The organism is Rothia sp. HMSC072B03 (assembly GCF_001809565.1).
In the GTDB taxonomy this organism is placed as follows: domain Bacteria; phylum Actinomycetota; class Actinomycetes; order Actinomycetales; family Micrococcaceae; genus Rothia; species Rothia mucilaginosa_A.
In genome coordinates this window covers 35,495-55,180 of the sequence record NZ_KV797970.1, presented here as the reverse complement: position 1 = coordinate 55,180, position 19,686 = coordinate 35,495, and the positions used below count along the sequence as shown (strand labels likewise).

The following is a 19,686-nucleotide window of genomic DNA, read 5'->3' as shown; positions in this document are numbered from 1 at the left end:
GCCCGGCCCCTCAACTCTTGAGGGGCCGGGCCCGTTAGTACGTCGCAAGGGCGTACGAGAAGCGATGAGACGCAAGCGTCCTTAGCCGCGGTTACCGCGGTTCTTGAGGTACTCGGAGACCAGGAACGCGATTTCCAGGGACTGCGAGTGGTTCAGACGCGGGTCGCACAGGGACTCGTAGCGGTCAGCCAGTGCTGCCTCGTCGATAGCGTCGGAGCCGCCCAGGCACTCGGTCACGTCGTCGCCGGTCATCTCCACGTGAATACCGCCGGGGAACGAGCCCAGAGCCTCGTGCACCTCGAAGAAGCCGCGAACCTCGTCGAGCACGTCGTCGAAGCGGCGGGTCTTGTAGCCGGAGGGCACGGAGATGGTGTTGCCGTGCATCGGGTCGGTAACCCACACGACCTTCGCGCCTTCAGCCTGCACACCCTCGACGATGGAGGGCAGCTTCTCGCGAATGTTCTTCGCGCCCATGCGGGTGATGAAGGTCAGGCGGCCGGGCTCGCGGTTCGGGTCGAGCTTATCGATCAGCGCGAGGGCGTCCTCTGCGGTGGTGGTCGGGCCGAGCTTTACGCCGATCGGGTTGCGGACCTTGGAGAGGAAGTCCACGTGTGCATCGTCGATGCCGCGGGTGCGCTCACCAATCCACAGGAAGTGTGCGGAGGTGTCGTAGGGCAGCTGGGTGCGCGAATCGATGCGGGTCAGGGCGCGCTCGTAGTCCAGCACGAGTGCCTCGTGGCCGACGTACATGTCGGTGGTCTTGAGGGCTTCGAAGTTCACGCCGCAGGCTTCCATGAACTTGAGGGCGCGACCGATTTCGTTGGCGGTCTTCTCGTAGCGTTCGTGGGCGGGGTTGGAGGTGAAGCCGCGGTTCCACTGGTGTACGGCGCGCAGGTCTGCGAAGCCGCCCTTGGTGAAGGCGCGCACCAGGTTCAGGGTGGATGCGCTGGTGTGGTAGCCGCGCAGCATGCGCTTGGGGTCGTGCACGCGTGCTTCGGGGGTGAAGTCGAAGCCGTTGACGGTCTCGCCGCGGAAGGAGGGCAGGGTGACGTCGCCGCGGGTTTCCATGTCTGCGGAGCGCGGCTTGGAGAACTGGCCGGCCATGCGGCCCATCTTCACCACGGGCATGGAGGCGCCGTAGGTGAGCACAGCGGACATCTGCAGGATGGTCTTGACGCGGCCGGAGATCTTGTCGGCGGTTGCACCCGCGAAGGTTTCTGCGCAGTCGCCACCCTGCAGCAGGAAGGCGCGACCTTCGGCCACCTCGCCGAGCGCCTGGCGCATGGCGTCCACCTCGCCGGCAAAGACGAGCGGGGGAACCGAGTTCAGCTCTGCGATGGTGCTGGCGAAGTCTTCGTGCTCGCTCCAGGTGGGCTGCTGGTCAATGTGTAGCTCGCGCCAGTTATCCAGACCGTGGTCGTCGGTCTGCGCGGTGTTGAGGTTCTGGGTGCTCATCATTCACTCCGTTGGGATGGTCTTGTGCGTCGTCTCTCGACCCCGCGCGGACGGGGAAGAGATGGGTATATTGTACTCTTACGGTGTTTACGAACGCCCCGGGCCGGGGCTTCATCTCAGGATTCAGATAACCCCTAGTCGGCCCGTGTGGCCGTGCCGTCCGCCTATGCCTTCTAGCGTTTCTCGTTCTGCAGTCGGGACGCGGCCTCGTCGGCGCTCAGGTGCTCGTCGGCCATGAGCTTCTTGACGCGATCCGCGTAGACGTCCACGTACTCCTGCCCGCTCAGGGCGCGAATCGCCGCGCCGATGGTATCGGCAACCTCGCGCTGGGAGCGGTAGCTGATCTCGACGTCGGCGGTGTACTTCTCGAATGTGAGGGGCTTGCCGATGACGGTGCGCACGCGAATCGGCTCGCCATCGTGGCGCAGGTGGATGCGGTTCGAACCGGAGGGCTGAATCAGGTCGGTGCCAATCTGCCCGATGGGAACGACGGGCACCCGTGACTCGAGGGCCAGGCGGGCCACGCCCACCTTGGGACGGTAGCCGCGGCCGTCGGGGCTACGCGTTCCCTCGGGATAAATGCCGATGATGCCGCCCTCGGCGAGAACCCGCGCGCCGGCGTCGAGGGATTCCTGGCTCTTCTGACCGCCGGAACGGTCCATGGGCAGCTGGCCCACCCCGCGGAAGAATGCGGCCATCGCGCGGCCCTTGAGCCCCGGGGTCGTAAAGTAGTCGCTCTTGGCGAGGAAGTTCACGGTGCGGGGCAGCGCAAGCGGAATAAAAATGGAATCGCAGAAAGCCAGGTGATTGCTGGCGACGATGAAGGGGCCCTTGGGCAGGTTCTCTAGCCCCATCACCTCGTGGTGGTACAGGCCCGTCAGCAGTGGCGAGCCAAGAATCTTGAGGCTTCGGTACAGGGCGGTGGTCGGCATGGGGATCTCCTCTCTGAATATTCCCGGCTCAATTCTAGCCTGTCTCTGCGGCTCTCCCCGACTGTCACCGTATTCCGCGTTCGCATTACGGCGAATGTGCGACACGAGTCGGCTACCTGCTCCGCCCTCCGCTGAATCCGTCGTCCTCCTCCGCCGGCAGGCTCACCTCACAGGTGCCGTCGAGGCGGGCGAGGTATTCTAGGGCCGAGGGGCGGTGCGCGTCTCTCCCCCGCGCCGGCCGTTAGCCCGCGCCCCCGGCATTGTCTAAGGAGGGCCATGAGTATTTTTGATAGCTCGCTTGAACCAATTAAGCGTATGCGGCGCAAGGCCCGCGAGCGCCGCCTCCTGGCCACCCGGGAGGTGCGAGAGATGCTGGAGCACCGTTTCGGGGGCGACCCCAATGTCTTCGATCATTCCCCGCTATCCTTCCGTCCGGAGCCCCAGAGCGCCGAAGGTTCCCGCGGGGTTGGAGCCTCTGAGCCCGGCGTGGGCATCCTTATCGTGCACGGTTTCACCGGTTCCCCGCACAGCATGCGCCCCATCGCCGAGCGTTTCGCGGCGCTGGGCTACCCCGTGGAGATGCCGCTACTCGCGGGGCACGGTACCCGCTGGCAGGATATGCGCCTGACGGATTACCGCGATTGGCTGAACTCGGTCGAGTCCGCCTACCGTCGCCTCACCGACGAGGGCCTTCGGGTCGTCGTCATCGGCATGTCGATGGGTGGCACGCTGGCCGTGAACCTCTCCGCGCGTCTGCCGGTGCTCGGCACCGCAGTCATTAACCCCTACATGGTGGATGTGAACCCGCTGATGCGCCACGCCGGGGTCGTCTCGAAGCTTCTGCCGGCGCTTAAGTCGGTGGGCTCGGACATCGCCATTCCGGGCGTGAGCGAGGGCGCGTACCGGCTGACGCCCACCGCCTCGGTGTACCAGCTACACCTGCTGGGGGCCGAGACCCGCGAGCTGTTGCCGCGCCTGAAGGCGCCGGTGCTGTGCCTTCGCTCGCTAGGCGATCACACTGTGTCCGATAGCTCCCATAAATATTTTCTCGAACATTGTTCAGCTCCTGTAGAATTTAGATGGCTAACCCGTAGCTACCACGTGGCGACGCTCGACTACGACGCCGAGTATGTGCTCGCCTCGCTCCAGGATTTTGTCACCGAAATAGCCCACCGCCCTGCTCCCGCGGACCGCATCACCCCGTAGGCGCAGTACCGTATTCCACCCCGCGACTCCCGTAGAGCCGCACCGGGACCGTGCAGAGGCCGCCCCAACCGAAAGGCGCATCATGAAAGTCTTTTCTTCCCCCGCAGAGGTCATTGTCGACCCCTCGTTGAACCTCACGAGCCTCGTTGAGCGTCACCGCGCCAACAGCGCGGACCCCGTGCTGTACCGTCGCCAGATGTCCCCGGGCAATTGGCAGCCGGTACGCGCCAGCGAGTTTTACCGTATGGTGGCCGACCTGGCGAAGGGCATGATTGCCGCGGGTATCCGCCCGGGTGACCGCGTGGGCATTATGAGCCGTACCCGCTTCGAGTGGACCGTAATCGACTTCGCCATCTGGTACGCCGGTGCTATCTCCGTGCCGGTCTACGAAACGAATGCCCCCGCCCAGGCCTCCTGGGCGCTCTCCCACTCCGAGGCCACCGCGGTCTTCGTCGAGGATGAGAAGCTGCTGGGCCGCATCAAGGAGGCCGAGGAGCTTTCCGCATCCGCCGAAGAGCCCATGCAGCTGAAGCACCGCTGGGTCATCGAGAACGGCGACCTGGATTCACTGAGCGCCCGTGCTTCCGAGGTCAGCGACGAACAGCTTGAGCAGGCACGCACCCGCGCCACCTGCGATGACATCGCGACCATTGTGTACACCTCCGGCACGACCGGCCGCCCCAAGGGTTGCCCGCTCACCCACGGCAATTTCCTGAACCTGAGCGCCAACACGCGCTTCGTGGAAAGCGAGATTGCAAACCCCCGCAACTCGTCGATTCTCTTCCTGCCGCTGGCCCACGTGCTGGCTCGCCTGATTCAGGTGCTGGCCCTGGACGCCGGTGTGGTTATCGGCCACTCCCCGAACATTAAGAACCTCGCGGCCGATCTTGATAGCTTCAAGCCGACCATGCTGCTGGTAGTCCCCCGAGTCTTCGAGAAGGTGTACGAGGGGGCCAAGGCCAAGGCCGAAAAGGGCGGTTCTCTCAACAAGGCTCTTTTCGACCGCTCGGTGGATATCGCGATTGCCTGGTCGAAGGCGAAGGTCACCGGCCATGTATCTTTCAAGCTCGCGGCGCAGTACGCCCTGTACGACCGTCTCGTGTACTCCAAGCTGCGTGCGGCCCTGGGCGGGCAGCTACACTACGCTGTCTCCGGAGGCGGCCCGCTGGGCGAGCGCCTCGCGCACTTCTTCCACGCGGTGGGCGTGCAGGTCATCGAGGGCTACGGCCTGACCGAGACCTGCGCTCCCATCGCGGCCGGGCGTATCACCCCGTATCAGATCGGTAGAATCGGCCCGCTCCTTCCGGGTGCCGAGGGCACCATCGCCGAGGACGGCGAGCTGCTGGTGCGCGGTGTGGGCGTCATGAAGGGGTACTACAAGAACCCCGAGGAGGACGCCCAGGCCTTCACCGAGGACGGCTGGTTCCGCACCGGCGACCTGGCCGAGTTCGACGAGGCCGGGTTGCTGAAGATTGTGGGACGCAAGAAGGAAATCATCGTCACCGCCGGCGGCAAGAACGTCATTCCGGGCATTGCGGAGAACCATCTGCGCACCTCTCCCCTGGTCTCTCAGGCCATGCTGGTGGGGGATGAGAAGCCCTTCATCGCGGCCCTCGTGACCCTGGATCCGGATACCCTGCCCGAGCAGCTCGAGCACCTGGGGCTGCCGCGTTCACTGTCCATCCCGGAGGCGGCCGTGCATCCGGCGGTACGCGCCGCCGTGCAGCGAATTGTGGACGAGGCGAATCAGCTGGTCTCGCGCGCCGAGGGTATCCGTGAGTTCCGCATCATGAACCGCGACCTGACCGAGGAGGACGGCTATCTGACCCCCTCGCACAAGATTCGCCGTGCGAAGGTGCTGCAGGATTTCTCCTCCTACGTGGATGAAATGTACGGCCGGGTTACCGCCACCACGTCGGATTCACTGTCCCGACTGCAGGACTACGCCGCCGAGCAGACGGAGCGACTCGTGGAGCTGCGCGACCAGGCGACCGAGCGCCTGGCCGAGTACGCCGATCAGCAGGCCGAGCGTCTGGCCGAGTTCCGTGACCAAGCAACCGAGCGCCTGGGCGAGCTGCGTGAACAGGCCGTCGAGATGATTCAGGAATACCAGGAGAACCGTGCGGTAGCCGTCGGGGATTCTGAAGAGACTGAGGAATCCGCGGAAAGCACAAAAAACGCGAAGGGCGCCGACACGTCTGCCGAGACCGCAGAAGAGCCGGGTTCGCAGGATGCTCCGCGGGCAGAAGCTCAGCACGCAGAAAAGAAGCCCGAGTAGCGGAGCTAGGGCCGCGCCGCTCTAGTTCTGGCCAAAGCAATAAACGCAAGTAGGAGGGGGTCGCACCGATTCGGTGCGACCCCCTCCTTTGGTGTTTTGCGCCCCCGAGATTCAAGGCTTCAGAGGTGTTCCATGTGCCCGGGCGTTAGGCCTGAGCGGGCTCGTCGAATTCCAGGCCGAGCAGCGCGTTCTCAATGATTTCGGTCAGTGCCGGGTGAATCCAGTACTGACCGCGGGCCAGGGTGCGGGCATCCTGGTTGAAGCTCATGGCCTGAATCAGCGGCTGGATGAGCACGGAGGATTCCTCACCCACCAGGTGCGCACCGAGCAGCTCGCCGTTGTCCTTGCGCGCGATGAGCTTGCACAGGCCAATCTGATCTTCCATAGCCCAGCCGTAGGCGGTATCACCAAAGTTCTGGGCCTTGACGGTAATCTCGAATCCTTCGCGAGCGGCAGCCTCGCGGGCCTGCTCTTCGGTCATGCCGACCACGGCAATCTGTGGGTTGCTGAAGACGGCAGCCGGTACGTAGCGGTGGTCGCTGGCACGCAGGTCCTCGGGGTGGCTGAGGTTGTGCTGCACAACGCGGGCCTCGTGGTTTGCCACGTGCTTGAGCTGGTAGCGGCTGGAGACATCGCCTAGGGCGAAGACGCCGGGGACGGGCGCGCCGTTGTAGAGCACGCGCTGGTACTTATCGACGCTGAGCAGGCCGCCGTCCTGCACGTCGAAGTAGTTCTTGGCGTTCAGCACGTCGGTGTTGGGGCGGCGGCCGGTGGCCACAAGCACAGCGTCTGCCGGGATTTCGAGCAGTTCTTCACCGTTCTCGGTGGTGCGCTTCGCTACGACGGTTACGCTGCCGTCGGCGTTCTCACGGATTTCGGAGAGGGAGGCTTCCTTGACGATGTTCCACTGCTTGCTTGCGGCTTCTTCGAAGCGTGCCACGACCTCCGCATCCACCCCGCGCAGCAGGCGGGAGGAGCGGTTCAGCTGGGTTACTTCGGTACCGAGGGCGGAGAAAACGTGGGAGAATTCTGCCGCAATCACACCACCGCCGATGACGACCATGCGGGCGGGCAGTTCGTCCAGGCGCATGACGTTGTCGTTGGTGTAGACCTTGGAGGAGTCAATACCGGGCACGGGAGGCAACACGGCACGGGATCCAGCGGCAATCACGACCTGCCGACCGTGCAGGCGGGTGCCGTCGGTCAGCTCCAGCGTGTGCGAACCGACGAAGCGTGCGTACTGAGCGTAGAAGTCTACGTTGGGCAGGCCTGCACGCCAGTCGCGGCCGCCCTCGGAAATACGGTCGATGCGGGAGGCAAAGATACGGTCGCGGATCTCGGACCAGTGCACGGCATCCACGTGCGCGTCGACGCCCAGGTGCTTGACCTCGCGGGTCTTCTGCGCGATGGTTGCCGGGTAGACGTACATCTTGGTGGGGATACAGCCCACGTTCAGGCAGGTTCCGCCAAAGATGCCGCCGTCGACCAGTGCAACCTTCTTATCGTCCCATTCGGGGCCGATAAGGGTGTTGCCCGAGCCGGAACCAATCACGATGAGGTCGTACTGGGCTACCCCGTCGATGCGTTCCAGGTGTTCGATGCTCACGATGTTCTTCTCTTTCTCCGTCTTACCTGCGGCACGACCGCGGCCCTGTACAACGTTCGGGGATTCCTGCGAGCGTGCGGCTCTTTTACTGCTACTATAACGCGTCGAGGAGCACGGCTATTCCCGCAGAAGTACATATCGCCAGAGCGACCCGGAACACGATGCGGCACGCAACTCGAACGTTCACCTCTTCGCCCGGTCGACAATCCGGTTGACGGCCTACAGGTCGGCCATGAGCCCGACCAGCAGTCGGGTAAAGTCCACGGCGGGTTCGACGGATTCTTCGTCGGGCCAGAAGTGAATCGGGTAGGCGGCACCCTGGGCTCGCTGCAGCACGGGGCTTTCTCGCAGTACGGGTTCGGCCACGAGGTCGCCAAAGAGCGAGCGCATCTCGTCTCGACGGTACTGGTGCTCGCTGTCGTCCGGGCGCATCTTGTTGATGACGACCCCGGCCCCGTCGATGCTTGTGCCGCTCTCCTGCTGGAAGCGCAGGATGGCGCGCAGGGTGCGTTCCGTGCCGGCCACAGAGAAGAGGGAGGGCTCGGCCACGGAGAGGATGCGCTGGCTGGCGGCCCAGCCCATCGAGGAAAGCGTCCCCAGGAAGGGCGGGCAGTCAATCAGAATCACGTCGTAGGCGCCCGCCGCGGCGTCCACCATGCGCTTGAATCTGCGAATGAACGGTGCGGCTTCCTGACGGTCCACGAGGGTGGAACGTGCCGACCCGCGAGCGACCCGCACGCTACCGGTGTCGACGGGGGTGTTGGTCAGCAGGGTTGGTTTGCCCACCAGCCTGTTCCAGGCGGACTCTCCGGCTTCATCGGCGAAGGCTCGTTCATTGGTGCTGGCAATCAGGGAGGCCACGTCGGGGATGCTTTCGTCGACGGCTAGGCCGGTGCTGGCGTCTCCGTGAGGGTCGAGGTCAATAACGAGTGCGGAAAGACCGCTGTGTAGCGCCGCGGAGGCGAGCCCCAGGGTGATGGAGGTTTTACCCACGCCGCCCTTGAGGCTACTGATACTAACGATTCGGGACATTGAGAATCCGTGATATGAGTGAGGTGTAATGCTCCTTCATTCTAGCGAATCCGTGTGCTTCTTCCGGACCTGACAGGGGGTAACGTGAGTTTTTTCTCAACCTGTCCTTGAATATTTGCTCGTTATGCCCACCATGCGGTCTCGATGCGCCTTTTTGGACCCTGAGTGTTCTTACCCTCTCCCCCGAAGATAGCGTTCTGCCCGCCCATGCTTCGTTGGTGCTCGGGCGGGCAGAAGAAAAAGTATGGGTTTATGAGGCTGGATCCCCGCAACTATGACCGACGGATCAGACGGGTATTAGGCCTGGGCGCGGCGGGCGCGGCGGGCGGCGAGTTCGTCACCTTCGAAGGATTCGTGCATTTCCTCGCCGGGCTGGCCATTGAGGTTCATCTCGATTTCTCGCCACACGCGACCAATAGCGATGCCGAAGACACCCTGACCGGCCTGCACCAGGTCGATGACCTCGCTGGGTGAGGTGCACTCGTACACGGTGGTGCCATCGCTCATGAGCGTGATATCGGCCAGGTCATCCAGGCCTCGGCTTCGCAGGTGCTCGATGGAGAGGCGAATCTGCTGCAGGGACACGCCGGTATCGAGCAGGCGCTTCACGATCTTGAGCACGAGAACGTCGCGGAAGCTGTAGAGGCGCTGGGTACCGGAACCGGATGCGCCGCGCACGGTGGGAACCACAAGGTCGGTGCGGGCCCAGTAGTCGAGCTGGCGGTAGGTGATACCGGCTGCCTTACAGGCGACAGCACCACGGTAACCCAGGTTTTCCTCCACCACAGAAACGGGGTCCGCGAAGAGCACGCCCTGTTCACCGCGAGGAGGCGGTGCCGAGGGAAAGAGCGCGTCGAATCCGTCCAGGGGCTGGTCGAAGCTCGGGTACGCCTCGTCAGTGCCTGCGCTCTCGCCGGTCTGGTGCTCCACCACGGCCCCTCCTTTTGTGTCCTCGTATGCGGCATCCGCAGAATGCCAGTCACGCGTCTTAGCTAGTTTTCGCCCGGTTCCCGGATGCCCGTTGGGCGTAGCGGGAGCCGTTAAGCGATACACCGCGCCCCATCAATCGGCGGCCGGTATCGCCCCGAATACGTCGTTCCGCTGGAGAACGATTCGAGGGTCGACAGAGCGACCGGTGCGCGATAGGCGCGGCTCATTCACTCCATTTTAACCGATACGGTGCCCTACTTAAAATCGAACGCACCGTGAGAGTCGTTCTTTCTCCTCTCAGAATCCGCTCAGGATGCCCCTCACGCCCCCACGGCAAGCCCACGATATCTGCCCCGGGTAATCTCGCGGGTCGTCCCGAAGGCGAAGCTGCCACCGAGTTACAATTCTTCGTCGGGTATCGAGCCCACGGGCCTCCGCTTCCACTCTCTCCCCCCTCCCCCGGCCTTAAATAGCGAATGCGCGCCAATCCGGAGATTGGCACGCATTCGCCGCTGAGTTAAGTGAATAGCCTTTGGCAGGCCGGGAGCCCCTGGTATAGAAGCTCTTCGTGTTGGACGAAGGGGTAGAAATCCGCTTTTTAGAAGCGGCATCGTCCAAATCTTGGGGGTTACCACCCGCGTACGGACGGTAACCATGGGCTTACATCACAAAGGACGTATCCCCGGGGAATGGGCAGATAACACCACCCGGTCGCGACCGACTCTTTGAGGAATCGCGCCGCGGAGTCGCCCTCCTACTCGTAGGTGGGCATGGCCGACTCGACGAGAGTCGCATGCAACTGCAGGCAGAGCTTGCGAATCTTATCGGCTCGGTCCTGTGCCTGGGCCTGCGACGCCGCATCGCGACGAGAGGCCAGAGGGGCCACAGCGATTTCCACGAGGGAAATCTCGCGATCCGCGGCCGACTTGAAGGCGCGCAGGTGACGAGGCTGAATACCGTGCTGGGTCAGTTCCGCGCTAACGCGGGCAATCAGCACATCGTAGTCGGTGTACTCGTGGTCCGCTCCGTCTTCCAAAAGACCGAAGTCAATCAGGTCACGGATGAGCTCGGGAGTGGTGTTCGCGTACTCGGCCAGCTCGCGCAGAGTGTAGGTACGACCCTCCTGTGCGTTGGTGCCGAGGACGCTGTCCAGGACTTCCTCGCTGACGGTGGTCGGCATGGAGTTCAGGACTCGACCGGCCTCCAGGTCATCCAGGTGCTGACGGATTACCTTCAGCGGCATGTAGTGATCGCGCTGCATGGTGAGGATGTAGCGCAGACGCTCGATATCCGTCTGGGAGTACTTGCGGTATCCGGTTTCGGTACGGCTGGGATGCACCAGGCCTCGCTCCTCCAGGAATCGGATCTTGGAGGCGCTAATCCCGGGGAATTCCAGGTCGAGCTGGCTTAGAACCTGACCGATGGTTCGGCTCTTCACCTCGCGCGGGTTACGGTCAGAGGCACCGTGCTCCGCGCTGTCCAGTGCGGCCTCAGACTTGCTGAAGCCATCATCGATGCGTGAGGTCATCTATGTCTTTCGGGTATGTACCGGCCGATTACGTTACGCACCGAGTTGAGTGAGTAGTGCGCCCCTTCGAGGAAAAGGTATCGCTTCGTGCCGGTTGTCTTTGCTTCTTGTGTTGAGAGTGTGATAGATCGGCTCATTTGTTTATCACGAAATGATAAACCGTGAACCTTCCAGATAATCTTATAGCCTCACAAGGCATTTCGCTATTCAGAAGGGTCATTTCAAGCCCTTCTGGAACCCAAAAATAACCACAAATTCAAACACAATTCCGCAGTAACGGTACCAATTTTAGCAAGAAACCCGAAAGCTAAACATAACCTCCAAATATTGGACTGCTTTACAAGGAAAATTTTATCTTCTCGCGATGGTTGAAGTTTTCATCACATTTAACCTCAAAGAGCCCCCCACTTGGGGTTTAGCACTATTTCACCCTCCTTCAATGACTTCAGAAATCCTCGCAAAGAACCTTAAAGATGCCCGTTTATTTGCGTTTATGTGCACCTACAAAGAAAAGCGGCGAGACCAATTTGGTCTCGCCGCTTTAACTCTGGACGCCCCCTACAGGGGCGGGTTCTTAAGGCTTAAAGCTTGTCCAGCTCTGCCTGGTAGCCCTCTGCAGTCAGCAGGTTTGCCAGGTCATCAGCGTTCTCGGGACGAATCTCAACGATCCAGCCCTCACCGTAGGGATCGGAGTTCACCTGTGCGGGGTCGTCCTCCAGGCCCTCATTGACGGCGACAATCTCGCCGGAGATGGGTGCAAAGAGATCGGAGACAGACTTGGTGGACTCGATCTCGCCAAAGCTTTCCTCGGCGGCCACGGAGTCGCCAACGCTGGGAAGGTCAACATACACGACGTCACCCAGAGCGTCCTGAGCGTGGTCGGTAATGCCGACGCGGACGGTGCCCTCAGCGGTGAGAGCAGAGACCCACTCGTGCTCGGAAGTGTACGAGAGTTCTGCGGGAACGTTGCTCATAGCAGCGGTTTCCTTTCAGTGTGTTCTTGCGTGGCGCGGGCCTTCCCGCGTCCCGGTCCGCTCCGCACGTGGGATAGCGGAACGTTGTATCACAATTATCACATAAGAAGTAACGCGGGGCACGTTCAAACACCCCGGTACCGCATCAATGACGCCATATTTCCAGGCCGTGCATCGGAGCGCTCTCCTCCCCCGTCATCGTTAGACAGTGGCCTCCTGCAGGTCGCGCCCGTTAACAGCGATGAGCCCCGCATCCACGAGGGATGCGGGGCTCATCGCCTGAAGCCGGTGCCTGAGCCTCTCTACAAGAGGCTCAGAGCATCAGACCTTAGCGGGAAGAAATGACGCGCTCGGAGAAGCGGTTCGGGTTACCGAAACGGTGTGCGGTAATCGAAACGGCCTGCTCGCGGAGGAAGGGCAGCATCTCGATGCGGCCAGCCTCGGTGACCGGTGCGAAGTACACTGCAACATCCGGGCGACCACCCAGTGCCGAGTAGATGGACTTCACATCGTTGCCGATGTAGCGGATGCGGGTGCCTTCCAGCGGGGTACCGGCCAGTGCGCGAACCGGGGTCTTAGCGTTCGAAGCCAGGTACTCGCGGAACTGAGCGTCCGACTTGACCTCGTACTTGACACCCTTGTTCTCCAGGACGCCGCGGACGTCGACCGGCAGGTCCTTACCGACGGACAGAGCGACCGGTGCGTTAGCTGCCAGGCCGGCGAGCACAACGCGCAGGGCTTCTGCCGGGGATGCGGACTCGTCGGCACGAACCAGAACCTGGGTGGGAACGTAGCGCAGGATGTTGCGCTCGACGCCCAGCTTCGAGGGGTCGTGGCCGAAGCCAAATTCGGTATCCCAAGCGTGTGCGTCGGAGGAGACGCCGCGCTTGATGAAGGCGAAGTCATCGCGCTTGCCCAGCTCGGAGTTCTCGATGGTAGCCAGGGTCTCGCGAACGGTCACCGAGTGGGTGGTTGCGGTTGCGGTGGACTGGACGGGCTCCCAATCGGACAGGGCAATCAGGTAGCTGGGGCCACCGGCCTTGGTACCCGAACCCACGGTGGACTTCTTCCAACCACCGAAGGGCTGACGCTGAACGATTGCACCGGTAATTGCACGGTTCACGTACAGGTTACCTGCCTGAACCTTGGAGAGCCACAGCTCGAGCTCGTCGGCATCCAGCGAGTGCAGGCCGGCGGTCAGACCGTAGTCGGGTGCGTTCTGCAGCTCGATTGCCTCTTCCAGGGTGTCAGCGGTCATGATACCCAGGATGGGGCCGAAGTACTCGGTCATGTGGTACTCGGAACCGGGCTTGACGCCTTCGCGAACACCGGGGCTCCACAGGCGGCCGGTCTCGTCCAGTTCCTTGGGCTGAACGAGCCAGCGCTCGCCCGGGCCGAGGGTGGTCAGACCGCGCAGCAGCTTCTCTTCCGGCTTCTGAACGACGGGGCCCATCTCGGACTCAATGTCCTGCGGGTGTGCCACGTGCAGGGAGCTGACGGAGTCAAGCAGCTGACGACGGAAACGCTCGGACTGTGCAACGGAGCCAACCAGGATGACGGTGGAGCCAGCGGAGCACTTCTGACCTGCGTGACCGAATGCCGAGTAGACGACGTCCTTGACGGCGAGGTCGATGTCAGCGTTCGGGGTGACGATGATGGAGTTCTTACCCGAGGTCTCACCGAACAGGGGCAGGTCATCACGCCAGGAGCGGAAGAGCTCAGCGGTCTCGTAACCACCGGTCAGGATCAGGCGGTCCACCTCGGGGTGCGAGATGAGGACCTTACCGGCCTCGCGGTCGACAACCTTGACCAGCTTCAGAACTTCCTTGGGGACGCCTGCATCCCACATGATCTCTGCGATCAGGGCACCGGTGCGAGCGGTGATGGTTGCGGGCTTGAAGATCACTGCGGAGCCGGCTGCCAGACCTGCCAGAACACCACCGGCGGGAATAGCGGTCGGGAAGTTCCACGGGGGAACAACCAGGGTCAGGTCCACAGACTTGGGCTTTGCGCCATCGATCTTCTCGAGGTCCTCGGCCAGCATTGCGTAGTAGTATGCGAAGTCGATTGCCTCGGAGACCTCGGTGTCGCCCTGCTCCAGGGTCTTGCCAGCCTCAGCTGCCATGACCTCCAGCAGATCGCCACGACGCAGGGCGATAGCCTTACCGACCTTACGCAGAATCTCTGCGCGCTCGTGGCCAGAGAGCTTGCCCCAAGCCTTGCCTGCTTCCTCGGTTTCCTTGATCAGCTTCTCGGCCTCAGCAACGCTGGTCAGCTCGTTAGCCTTCAGGGTGTCGATGCCCAGCTTGGTGGTCTTGGAGCGCTCGAGGATTGCGCGGCCCCACTCGCGGTTACCGGCCAGTGCGGGGTCGGTGTCGGGGGTGTTCTCGAAGCGGCCAGCCGGCACGAAGACGTTGTCCTCGTTCTCGGTCAGACGGTTCTGGGTGCGCTTGGATGCGGGAACCTCGTCGGTGACGGAGTTCAGTGCACGCATGAAGCGGTCCTCTTCGCGCTTGAAGATGGACTCGTCGGTTGCCAGGTCGAAGATACCGGACATGAAGTTCTCGGAGGAGGCGTTCTCCTCGAGACGACGGATCAGGTATGCGATAGCAACGTCGAATTCCTTGGGGTTCACGACGGGCACGTACAGCAGCAGGTGACCCACGCGGCGGCGGATGATCTCTGCCTGCTGCTCGGCCATACCAATCAGCATCTCGAACTCGACGCGATCCTTCACGCCGCGGTCCTCGGAGAGCAGCAGTGCGAAAGCAACGTCGAAGAGGTTGTGGCCTGCAATACCGAGGCGGATGTTCTTCACGTGCTCGGGGCGCAGTGCGTAGTCCAGAACGCGCTTGTAGTTGGTGTCAGCAGCCTGCTTGGTGTCCCAGGTGGTCAGCGGCCAGCCGTGCATGACGGCTTCCACGATCTCCATGGAGAGGTTTGCACCCTTCACCAGGCGGACCTTGACGCCAGAGCCGCCAGCCTCCACACGCTTAGCGGCCCATTCCTGCAGACGCTGCATAGCGCCCAGGGTGTCGGGCAGGTATGCCTGGAGCACGATACCGGCTTCCAGGTCCTTCAGGTGCGGCTGGTCCAGAATCTTGGTGAACACCTCGATGGTCAGGTCGAGGTCCTTGTACTCCTCCATGTCCAGGTTGATGAACTTCTTGGGGGAGGAAGAAGCAGCCAGCTCGTACAGCGGGGTCAGGCGGCGAACAGCGGTCTCAACGACCTCGTCGAATGCCCAGTGCTGGTGGGGGCCGGAGACTGCGGACACCTTGATGGAGACGTAGTCGACGTCGTCGCGAGCCAGCAGACGCTTGGTCTCGGACAGGCGGTGCTCAGCTTCCTTGTCACCCAGCACGGCCTCGCCGAGCAGGTTGACGTTCAGGCGGTTACCGCTCTTGGTCAGCTCTGCGATAGCGTCGCCCAGCTTCTCCTCGGAAGCGTCGACAATCAGGTGGCCAACCATCTCACGCAGAACGCGGCGTGCGACGGGAACGGTGGGCCAGGCAACCTTGCCGGCCAGCTTGCCGCCGAAGCCAACGGCGGACTTCATGTACCAGGGAAGGAAGGACGGTGCCAGGCCAGCGATGCGGGACAGGTTACGACCGGAGACGTTGTCATCCTCGGGGCGAATCACGCCATCGACGAAGCCGACGGTGAAGGGAAGACCGTTCGGGTCCTTCAGAACGCCTGCCAGCTGCTCAGCCGCGAAGGTGGGCTTAATCGACTGGGACTCGTTCACCCACTGACGAACGAGCTGACGAGCTTCCTGAGCCATCTTCTGGTAGTGCTCAGATGCGAAAGGATGGGTCATCCTTGACTCCTAACTAATTCACTGTGTGCGGTACACACCACGTTTGGCGATGTCTCTATTTCACCACAAAAGAGTGCTGAACACCTCATTAGAAAAACTGAATGTTTTTTCCAAAGTTTGTTTAGATTTTCTAAATAAACCCGAGAGATGATTCCGCCCGCTCCCCTCACAAAACACCGTGTTCAGCGAGGACAGGCAAAAACGATAGCGACATCGCTATCCATCCCTCCCAGGCTAGCACTTCCGGGGCCAAACGACGAACCTAGACCGTAACATACGAACACATCAAAAACAGAATCAAAAACACCTAGGAAAACCCCTCACAACCCGCAAAAAGCCCCGGACAAGACACTATCCGCGAGCTACCCGCTTGGAACGCCCCTCCCCCGAAGCGATTCCCCCACGAAGGCGGCACATTTTTGGCGTTTGCCGAGCGCGCTACTATGGACGAGAGTCCACTATCAGAGACGCCCAGCCGCAAGGAAATTGACCCGCGCACGACGCTTCCCCGCCGAAACGAAAACCTCGACGGGAGCACCCACGGGAGAAAGCAGGAGTACACCGTGTCCATCTACGACATCCGACGCATGCAGATGCTCCTCGAAATCCAGGAGCGGGGCACCATCATCGCCGCAGCAGAGGCGCTCAGCCTCACCCCCTCCGCCGTCTCCCAGCAGATTGCAACCCTCGAAAAAGAAACCGGCACCGCACTCCTGCAACGCATTGGACGGCGCGTGCAGCTCACCAGCGCCGGGCTCATCGTCGTCGAAAGCGCCCGCAGCATCCTGCGCGAGCTCGATCGCATGCAGACCTCCGTCGCCAACCTCACCGGAGAACCCGCAGGACGCGTGCGCCTGACCATCTTCCAATCCGCGGCCTTCGCCCTGCTACCGGCCGCGCTCACCTACCTCGCCGAGCACGCCCCCTCGCTCACGCTACAGGTGCTGCAGATCGACCCCGAAACCGGCACCTCACTGACCCGAAGCCGCGAATACGACATGGTGCTCTCCGAAGCCTACCCGCACCACCACATCCCCGAATACCCCGAACTGCACTCCGAGCTGCTTACCGAGGACCCGCTCAGCCTCATCGTGCCCAGCACCTCCACCATCACCTCAATTGAGGAAGCGCACGCACTCCCCTGGGTACTCGAGATGGAGCAGAACACCTCGCGCATCTGGGCTATCAACCAGTGCCGCACCGCCGGCTTTGAACCGGTCATCCGCTACAGCGCCAACGACATGATTACGAACTCCAACCTCGTCAAGGCAGGATTCGCCGTCACCATCGTGCCCGGGTTTATCCTCTCCTCGCTCTCGACGACCGAGGGGTTGCGCATCGTCGAGCTACCCGGCAAGCCCTGCCGCAAAATCTTCACCGCCGTACGCCGAGAGTCCGCCGCCAACCCCGCCATCGCCATGGTGCGCGAGGCGCTCCACCACGCGGTCAAGGTGGCCTTCGGCGAGCACGAAGCCGACGGCGGACGCCAGGGGCGCGACTAGGCAAGCGCCGCGACCACGCCCGGGCTCTGCACCTCATGGAAGCCCCGCGACAGACCAGCCGCAACCATGTCCAGGGAAGCCGAGCAGTGCACGCCCTTCAGGCGCGAGGCGCTCACCCCCGAAGCGACCGCGTAGCGCAGGCGCACCTCCAGGCGGTGGCCCGCCGGAATAGCCACGCGCAGCTCCAGCACGCTCTCCCCACCCGCTCCGGCCACACCGTTCAGCTCACCGCGGCCCAGGGCCTGCAGGCTGAGGGCATCCGCAGGAGGCACCAGGACCGAAGGGCCAGACCCACCGGCCGCAACCGCCTCGCCGCCGGAAACGACCAAGCTTGCCTCCGGGGTGAGGAGCAGACCGGTCGCCGGATCCTGAGCGCGAGCGCGAATGAGCAGGCGCGTGCCCACCGGCAGAGTCGTATTTCCCTCGTTCACGATGCCCATAAGATTCGGCAGGTTCCGCAGGTTCAGGGTTCGGGCCGGCCGATCCTGCAGTGGCACCGGGGTGACCGCCTCGGGGTTCTGCGCGCGCAATTCCAGGCGTACGCTCGGTTCGGTAAACCGCACCGGGATCCGCGTCAGATAGGCCGATGCGGCACCCCCACCGCCCCGTTGCGTCACCGGTCGCGGGCTCGCCGAGCGACGGCCACCCGAACGGGTCGCGGCCTGCGCACCCTGGGCGGCCCCGCCGGCCACCAGCATCGCCGAGGTGCCGGCCACCTTCAGGGCGGTACGGCGGGAAGTGTTCATTGCGTATCGTTCCATTCTTCTGCCCTTCCTAAGCCTTCGCGATGCGGTACACGCCGCTAATCGTGCCCTGCCACCACGTGCCAAAGCGATCAATCGTGCCCACCATCTGCAGGGTATCGCCGCCGCCGAGCAGCAGGCTCACGTGCTGCGGCAGGCGCTGCTCGTGCACCGTGCGGCCGGTCTTCATATCCAGAGCCACCGCCCAGGCGTAGGCGCCGTTCGCCGCCCCCGCCGGGCCGCGGCGACGCTCACACGTATAAATCAGCCCGTCGGCCGCCGAATAACGCGGAACCGCCGAGGAATACACATCCTTGCGGTCCCAAACCTTACGCAGGCCGCGGTCGGTAATATCCCAGCGCTCCATGCCGGGCGCAAAGAGAGCCGTCGCCGGGACCGAGGGGCCCGCCCCCTCCGGATACTTGGGGTACGGATAGCCGTAGGTGTTCGCGCCCACCATCGTGTTCCCCACGCCAATCATGGAGTTCTCGGTGCCCGAAGCACCCGCGGTGAACAACCCCGCACTCCCCACCTTCGAACCGTCCTCGGTGCGGTACACGATGACCGACTCCTGAACGTCCGCGTTATCGGTCAGCATCACGTAGTCCGAGCCGTTCGGGCCGAAGAACGTCGGGGACGCGCCCGAGCCCCAGGCGAGCTTGCCCGGCTTGCGGGCCGTGCCGCGGTCGTAGGCGTGCCACCAGCGCAGGGTCGGCTCGCCCGCGGCGCTCGCCTGCAGCATGTAGATCGCGTGAGAAGTCACCACGCTCACCCCCAGCGGGCAGGCCGAAATCGAGTTGTCGATGCGCTCGCCGGCCACCGACGCCCTGTTCAAGCGCATGGAACGAATCGTGCCGCGCTCCGCATCAACGACCGCGACGTAGCCGTTCTTCGTTGCGACCCAGATGCGCCCGCCCCAATCGGGCACCAGGCCGACCACCGCGTCCTTGGGGCTCTGGGCCAGCATGCGGCTCAGGTCGATGCGCTCCTCCACGCGAATAGTGCGGCCGTCGCTCGAGTGCCCCAGCTTCAGCAGGCACTGCGAACCGTCCACCAGAACCATGCGGTCCTTCGCGTCAAGGTAGGCGTACACGCCTCCCAGTAGGGCCCCCTTGGGGATGTCCAGGTGCGAAAGCTCGCGGCCCGTGTGCGGGTCAAGAATCGAAAGCTTCGGGGTGATGAATTCTCCGTGCGCAAAGACCTGGGTGCACAGCACCTGGATGAAGCCGTCGCGCCCGGCAAGGATCGTCGGGCAGGCGCCGCCAAGCTTGGTTCCGGTGATGCGCCACTGCCCCGCGCCGGGGCCGGGCAGAGGGGTCGCGTCGGAGGACTGAGCCTCACCGTGCATGGTGGTGACGCCGGGAGCGCCCAGGTGCGGGTTCCGCTGGGCGTTATAGGTGATGTTCATGTGGCTGGTTCTTTCAACGGTGAGTGACTCGCCAATTCGTGCGGTGCGCACGTAAGCGGTAGACATCGGTGTTCTGTATCGGTGTTCTGCAGGCGAATGTTGCATCCGCAAGCAAAAATTTGCACCGAGTGCAGTGCAAACGACTCACATTGTACGTCTAAGAACCGCCTCACGACGACACTTCAGTGTCACCTTGAAGCATCATTCAGGCCGAGCTCGAATAATTCGCGGCGGTCGAGGAGTACCTCCTTCCCCCCCCCCCCCCCCCCCCC

General features: G+C 62.9%; 13 protein-coding genes. 3 read left to right on the top strand and 10 right to left on the bottom strand.

Translation table 11 applies throughout. From position 1 onward, the window contains the following. Positions 1 to 81 precede the first annotated feature (81 nt). Together HMPREF2630_RS06920 and HMPREF2630_RS06915 are read right to left on the bottom strand one after the other, a co-directional pair. Positions 82 to 1,455 carry a class II 3-deoxy-7-phosphoheptulonate synthase gene (locus tag HMPREF2630_RS06920; RefSeq protein WP_070484600.1) on the bottom strand — a complete coding sequence of 458 codons (1,374 nt, stop codon included), beginning with the start codon at positions 1,453 to 1,455 and terminating at the stop codon, positions 82 to 84. Between the two features lie 173 nt (positions 1,456 to 1,628). Next, positions 1,629 to 2,387: a lysophospholipid acyltransferase family protein gene (locus HMPREF2630_RS06915; protein WP_070484115.1), complete on the bottom strand. Its 759-nt coding sequence runs from the start codon at positions 2,385 to 2,387 to the stop codon at positions 1,629 to 1,631. A gap of 276 nt (positions 2,388 to 2,663) precedes the next feature. On the opposite strand from HMPREF2630_RS06915, the gene HMPREF2630_RS06910 reads away from it, so the two are divergent. Together HMPREF2630_RS06910 and HMPREF2630_RS06905 are read left to right on the top strand one after the other, a co-directional pair. Then, positions 2,664 to 3,593 carry an alpha/beta hydrolase gene (locus HMPREF2630_RS06910; protein ID WP_049343469.1) on the top strand — a complete coding sequence of 310 codons (930 nt, stop codon included), beginning with the start codon at positions 2,664 to 2,666 and terminating at the stop codon, positions 3,591 to 3,593. An 82-nt stretch (positions 3,594 to 3,675) separates the two neighbouring features. Next, positions 3,676 to 5,871 carry an AMP-binding protein gene (locus HMPREF2630_RS06905; RefSeq protein WP_049343470.1) on the top strand — a complete coding sequence of 732 codons (2,196 nt, stop codon included), beginning with the start codon at positions 3,676 to 3,678 and terminating at the stop codon, positions 5,869 to 5,871. A gap of 145 nt (positions 5,872 to 6,016) precedes the next feature. Here HMPREF2630_RS06905 and HMPREF2630_RS06900 read toward each other — a convergent pair whose 3' ends face one another. The 6 genes from HMPREF2630_RS06900 to HMPREF2630_RS06875 all read right to left on the bottom strand — a co-directional run bounded on the left by HMPREF2630_RS06900 (position 6,017) and on the right by HMPREF2630_RS06875 (position 15,761). Further along, positions 6,017 to 7,477 (bottom strand): mycothione reductase, encoded by a 1,461-nt coding sequence (locus tag HMPREF2630_RS06900; protein ID WP_049343471.1) that lies wholly within the window; start codon positions 7,475 to 7,477, stop codon positions 6,017 to 6,019. Positions 7,478 to 7,696: 219 nt separating this feature from the next. Further along, the gene (locus tag HMPREF2630_RS06895) at positions 7,697 to 8,509 is read right to left on the bottom strand and encodes a ParA family protein (protein ID WP_049332619.1); all 813 of its coding nucleotides are present in this window, start codon (positions 8,507 to 8,509) and stop codon (positions 7,697 to 7,699) included. A 297-nt stretch (positions 8,510 to 8,806) separates the two neighbouring features. Next, a complete protein-coding gene (locus HMPREF2630_RS06890; protein WP_143131619.1) occupies positions 8,807 to 9,376 on the bottom strand; it encodes a MerR family transcriptional regulator in 570 nt (189 codons plus the stop codon). An 817-nt stretch (positions 9,377 to 10,193) separates the two neighbouring features. Next, entirely contained in the window at positions 10,194 to 10,967 is a 774-nt protein-coding gene (locus HMPREF2630_RS06885) for a transcriptional regulator FtsR (protein WP_049332614.1), read from the bottom strand. 581 nt (positions 10,968 to 11,548) lie between these two features. Continuing rightward, complete coding sequence (gene gcvH / locus HMPREF2630_RS06880) at positions 11,549 to 11,941, bottom strand: glycine cleavage system protein GcvH (protein ID WP_049343473.1); 393 nt, start codon at positions 11,939 to 11,941, stop codon at positions 11,549 to 11,551. Between the two features lie 328 nt (positions 11,942 to 12,269). After that, positions 12,270 to 15,761, bottom strand: coding sequence for a bifunctional proline dehydrogenase/L-glutamate gamma-semialdehyde dehydrogenase (locus HMPREF2630_RS06875; RefSeq protein ID WP_049343474.1), 3,492 nt, complete (start codon positions 15,759 to 15,761; stop codon positions 12,270 to 12,272). Between the two features lie 563 nt (positions 15,762 to 16,324). On the opposite strand from HMPREF2630_RS06875, the gene HMPREF2630_RS06870 reads away from it, so the two are divergent. Further along, positions 16,325 to 17,263 carry a LysR family transcriptional regulator gene (locus HMPREF2630_RS06870; RefSeq protein ID WP_049343475.1) on the top strand — a complete coding sequence of 313 codons (939 nt, stop codon included), beginning with the start codon at positions 16,325 to 16,327 and terminating at the stop codon, positions 17,261 to 17,263. On the opposite strand, the gene HMPREF2630_RS06865 is transcribed toward HMPREF2630_RS06870, so the two are convergent. Beyond that, positions 17,260 to 18,009, bottom strand: coding sequence for a transcriptional initiation protein Tat (locus HMPREF2630_RS06865; RefSeq protein ID WP_246822765.1), 750 nt, complete (start codon positions 18,007 to 18,009; stop codon positions 17,260 to 17,262). The two genes, HMPREF2630_RS06870 and HMPREF2630_RS06865, sit on opposite strands and share 4 nt — an antisense overlap. Before the next feature lie 28 nt (positions 18,010 to 18,037). Beyond that, positions 18,038 to 19,414, bottom strand: coding sequence for a 6-pyruvoyl tetrahydrobiopterin synthase (locus tag HMPREF2630_RS06860; protein ID WP_070484112.1), 1,377 nt, complete (start codon positions 19,412 to 19,414; stop codon positions 18,038 to 18,040). Positions 19,415 to 19,686: the final 272 nt, after the last annotated feature.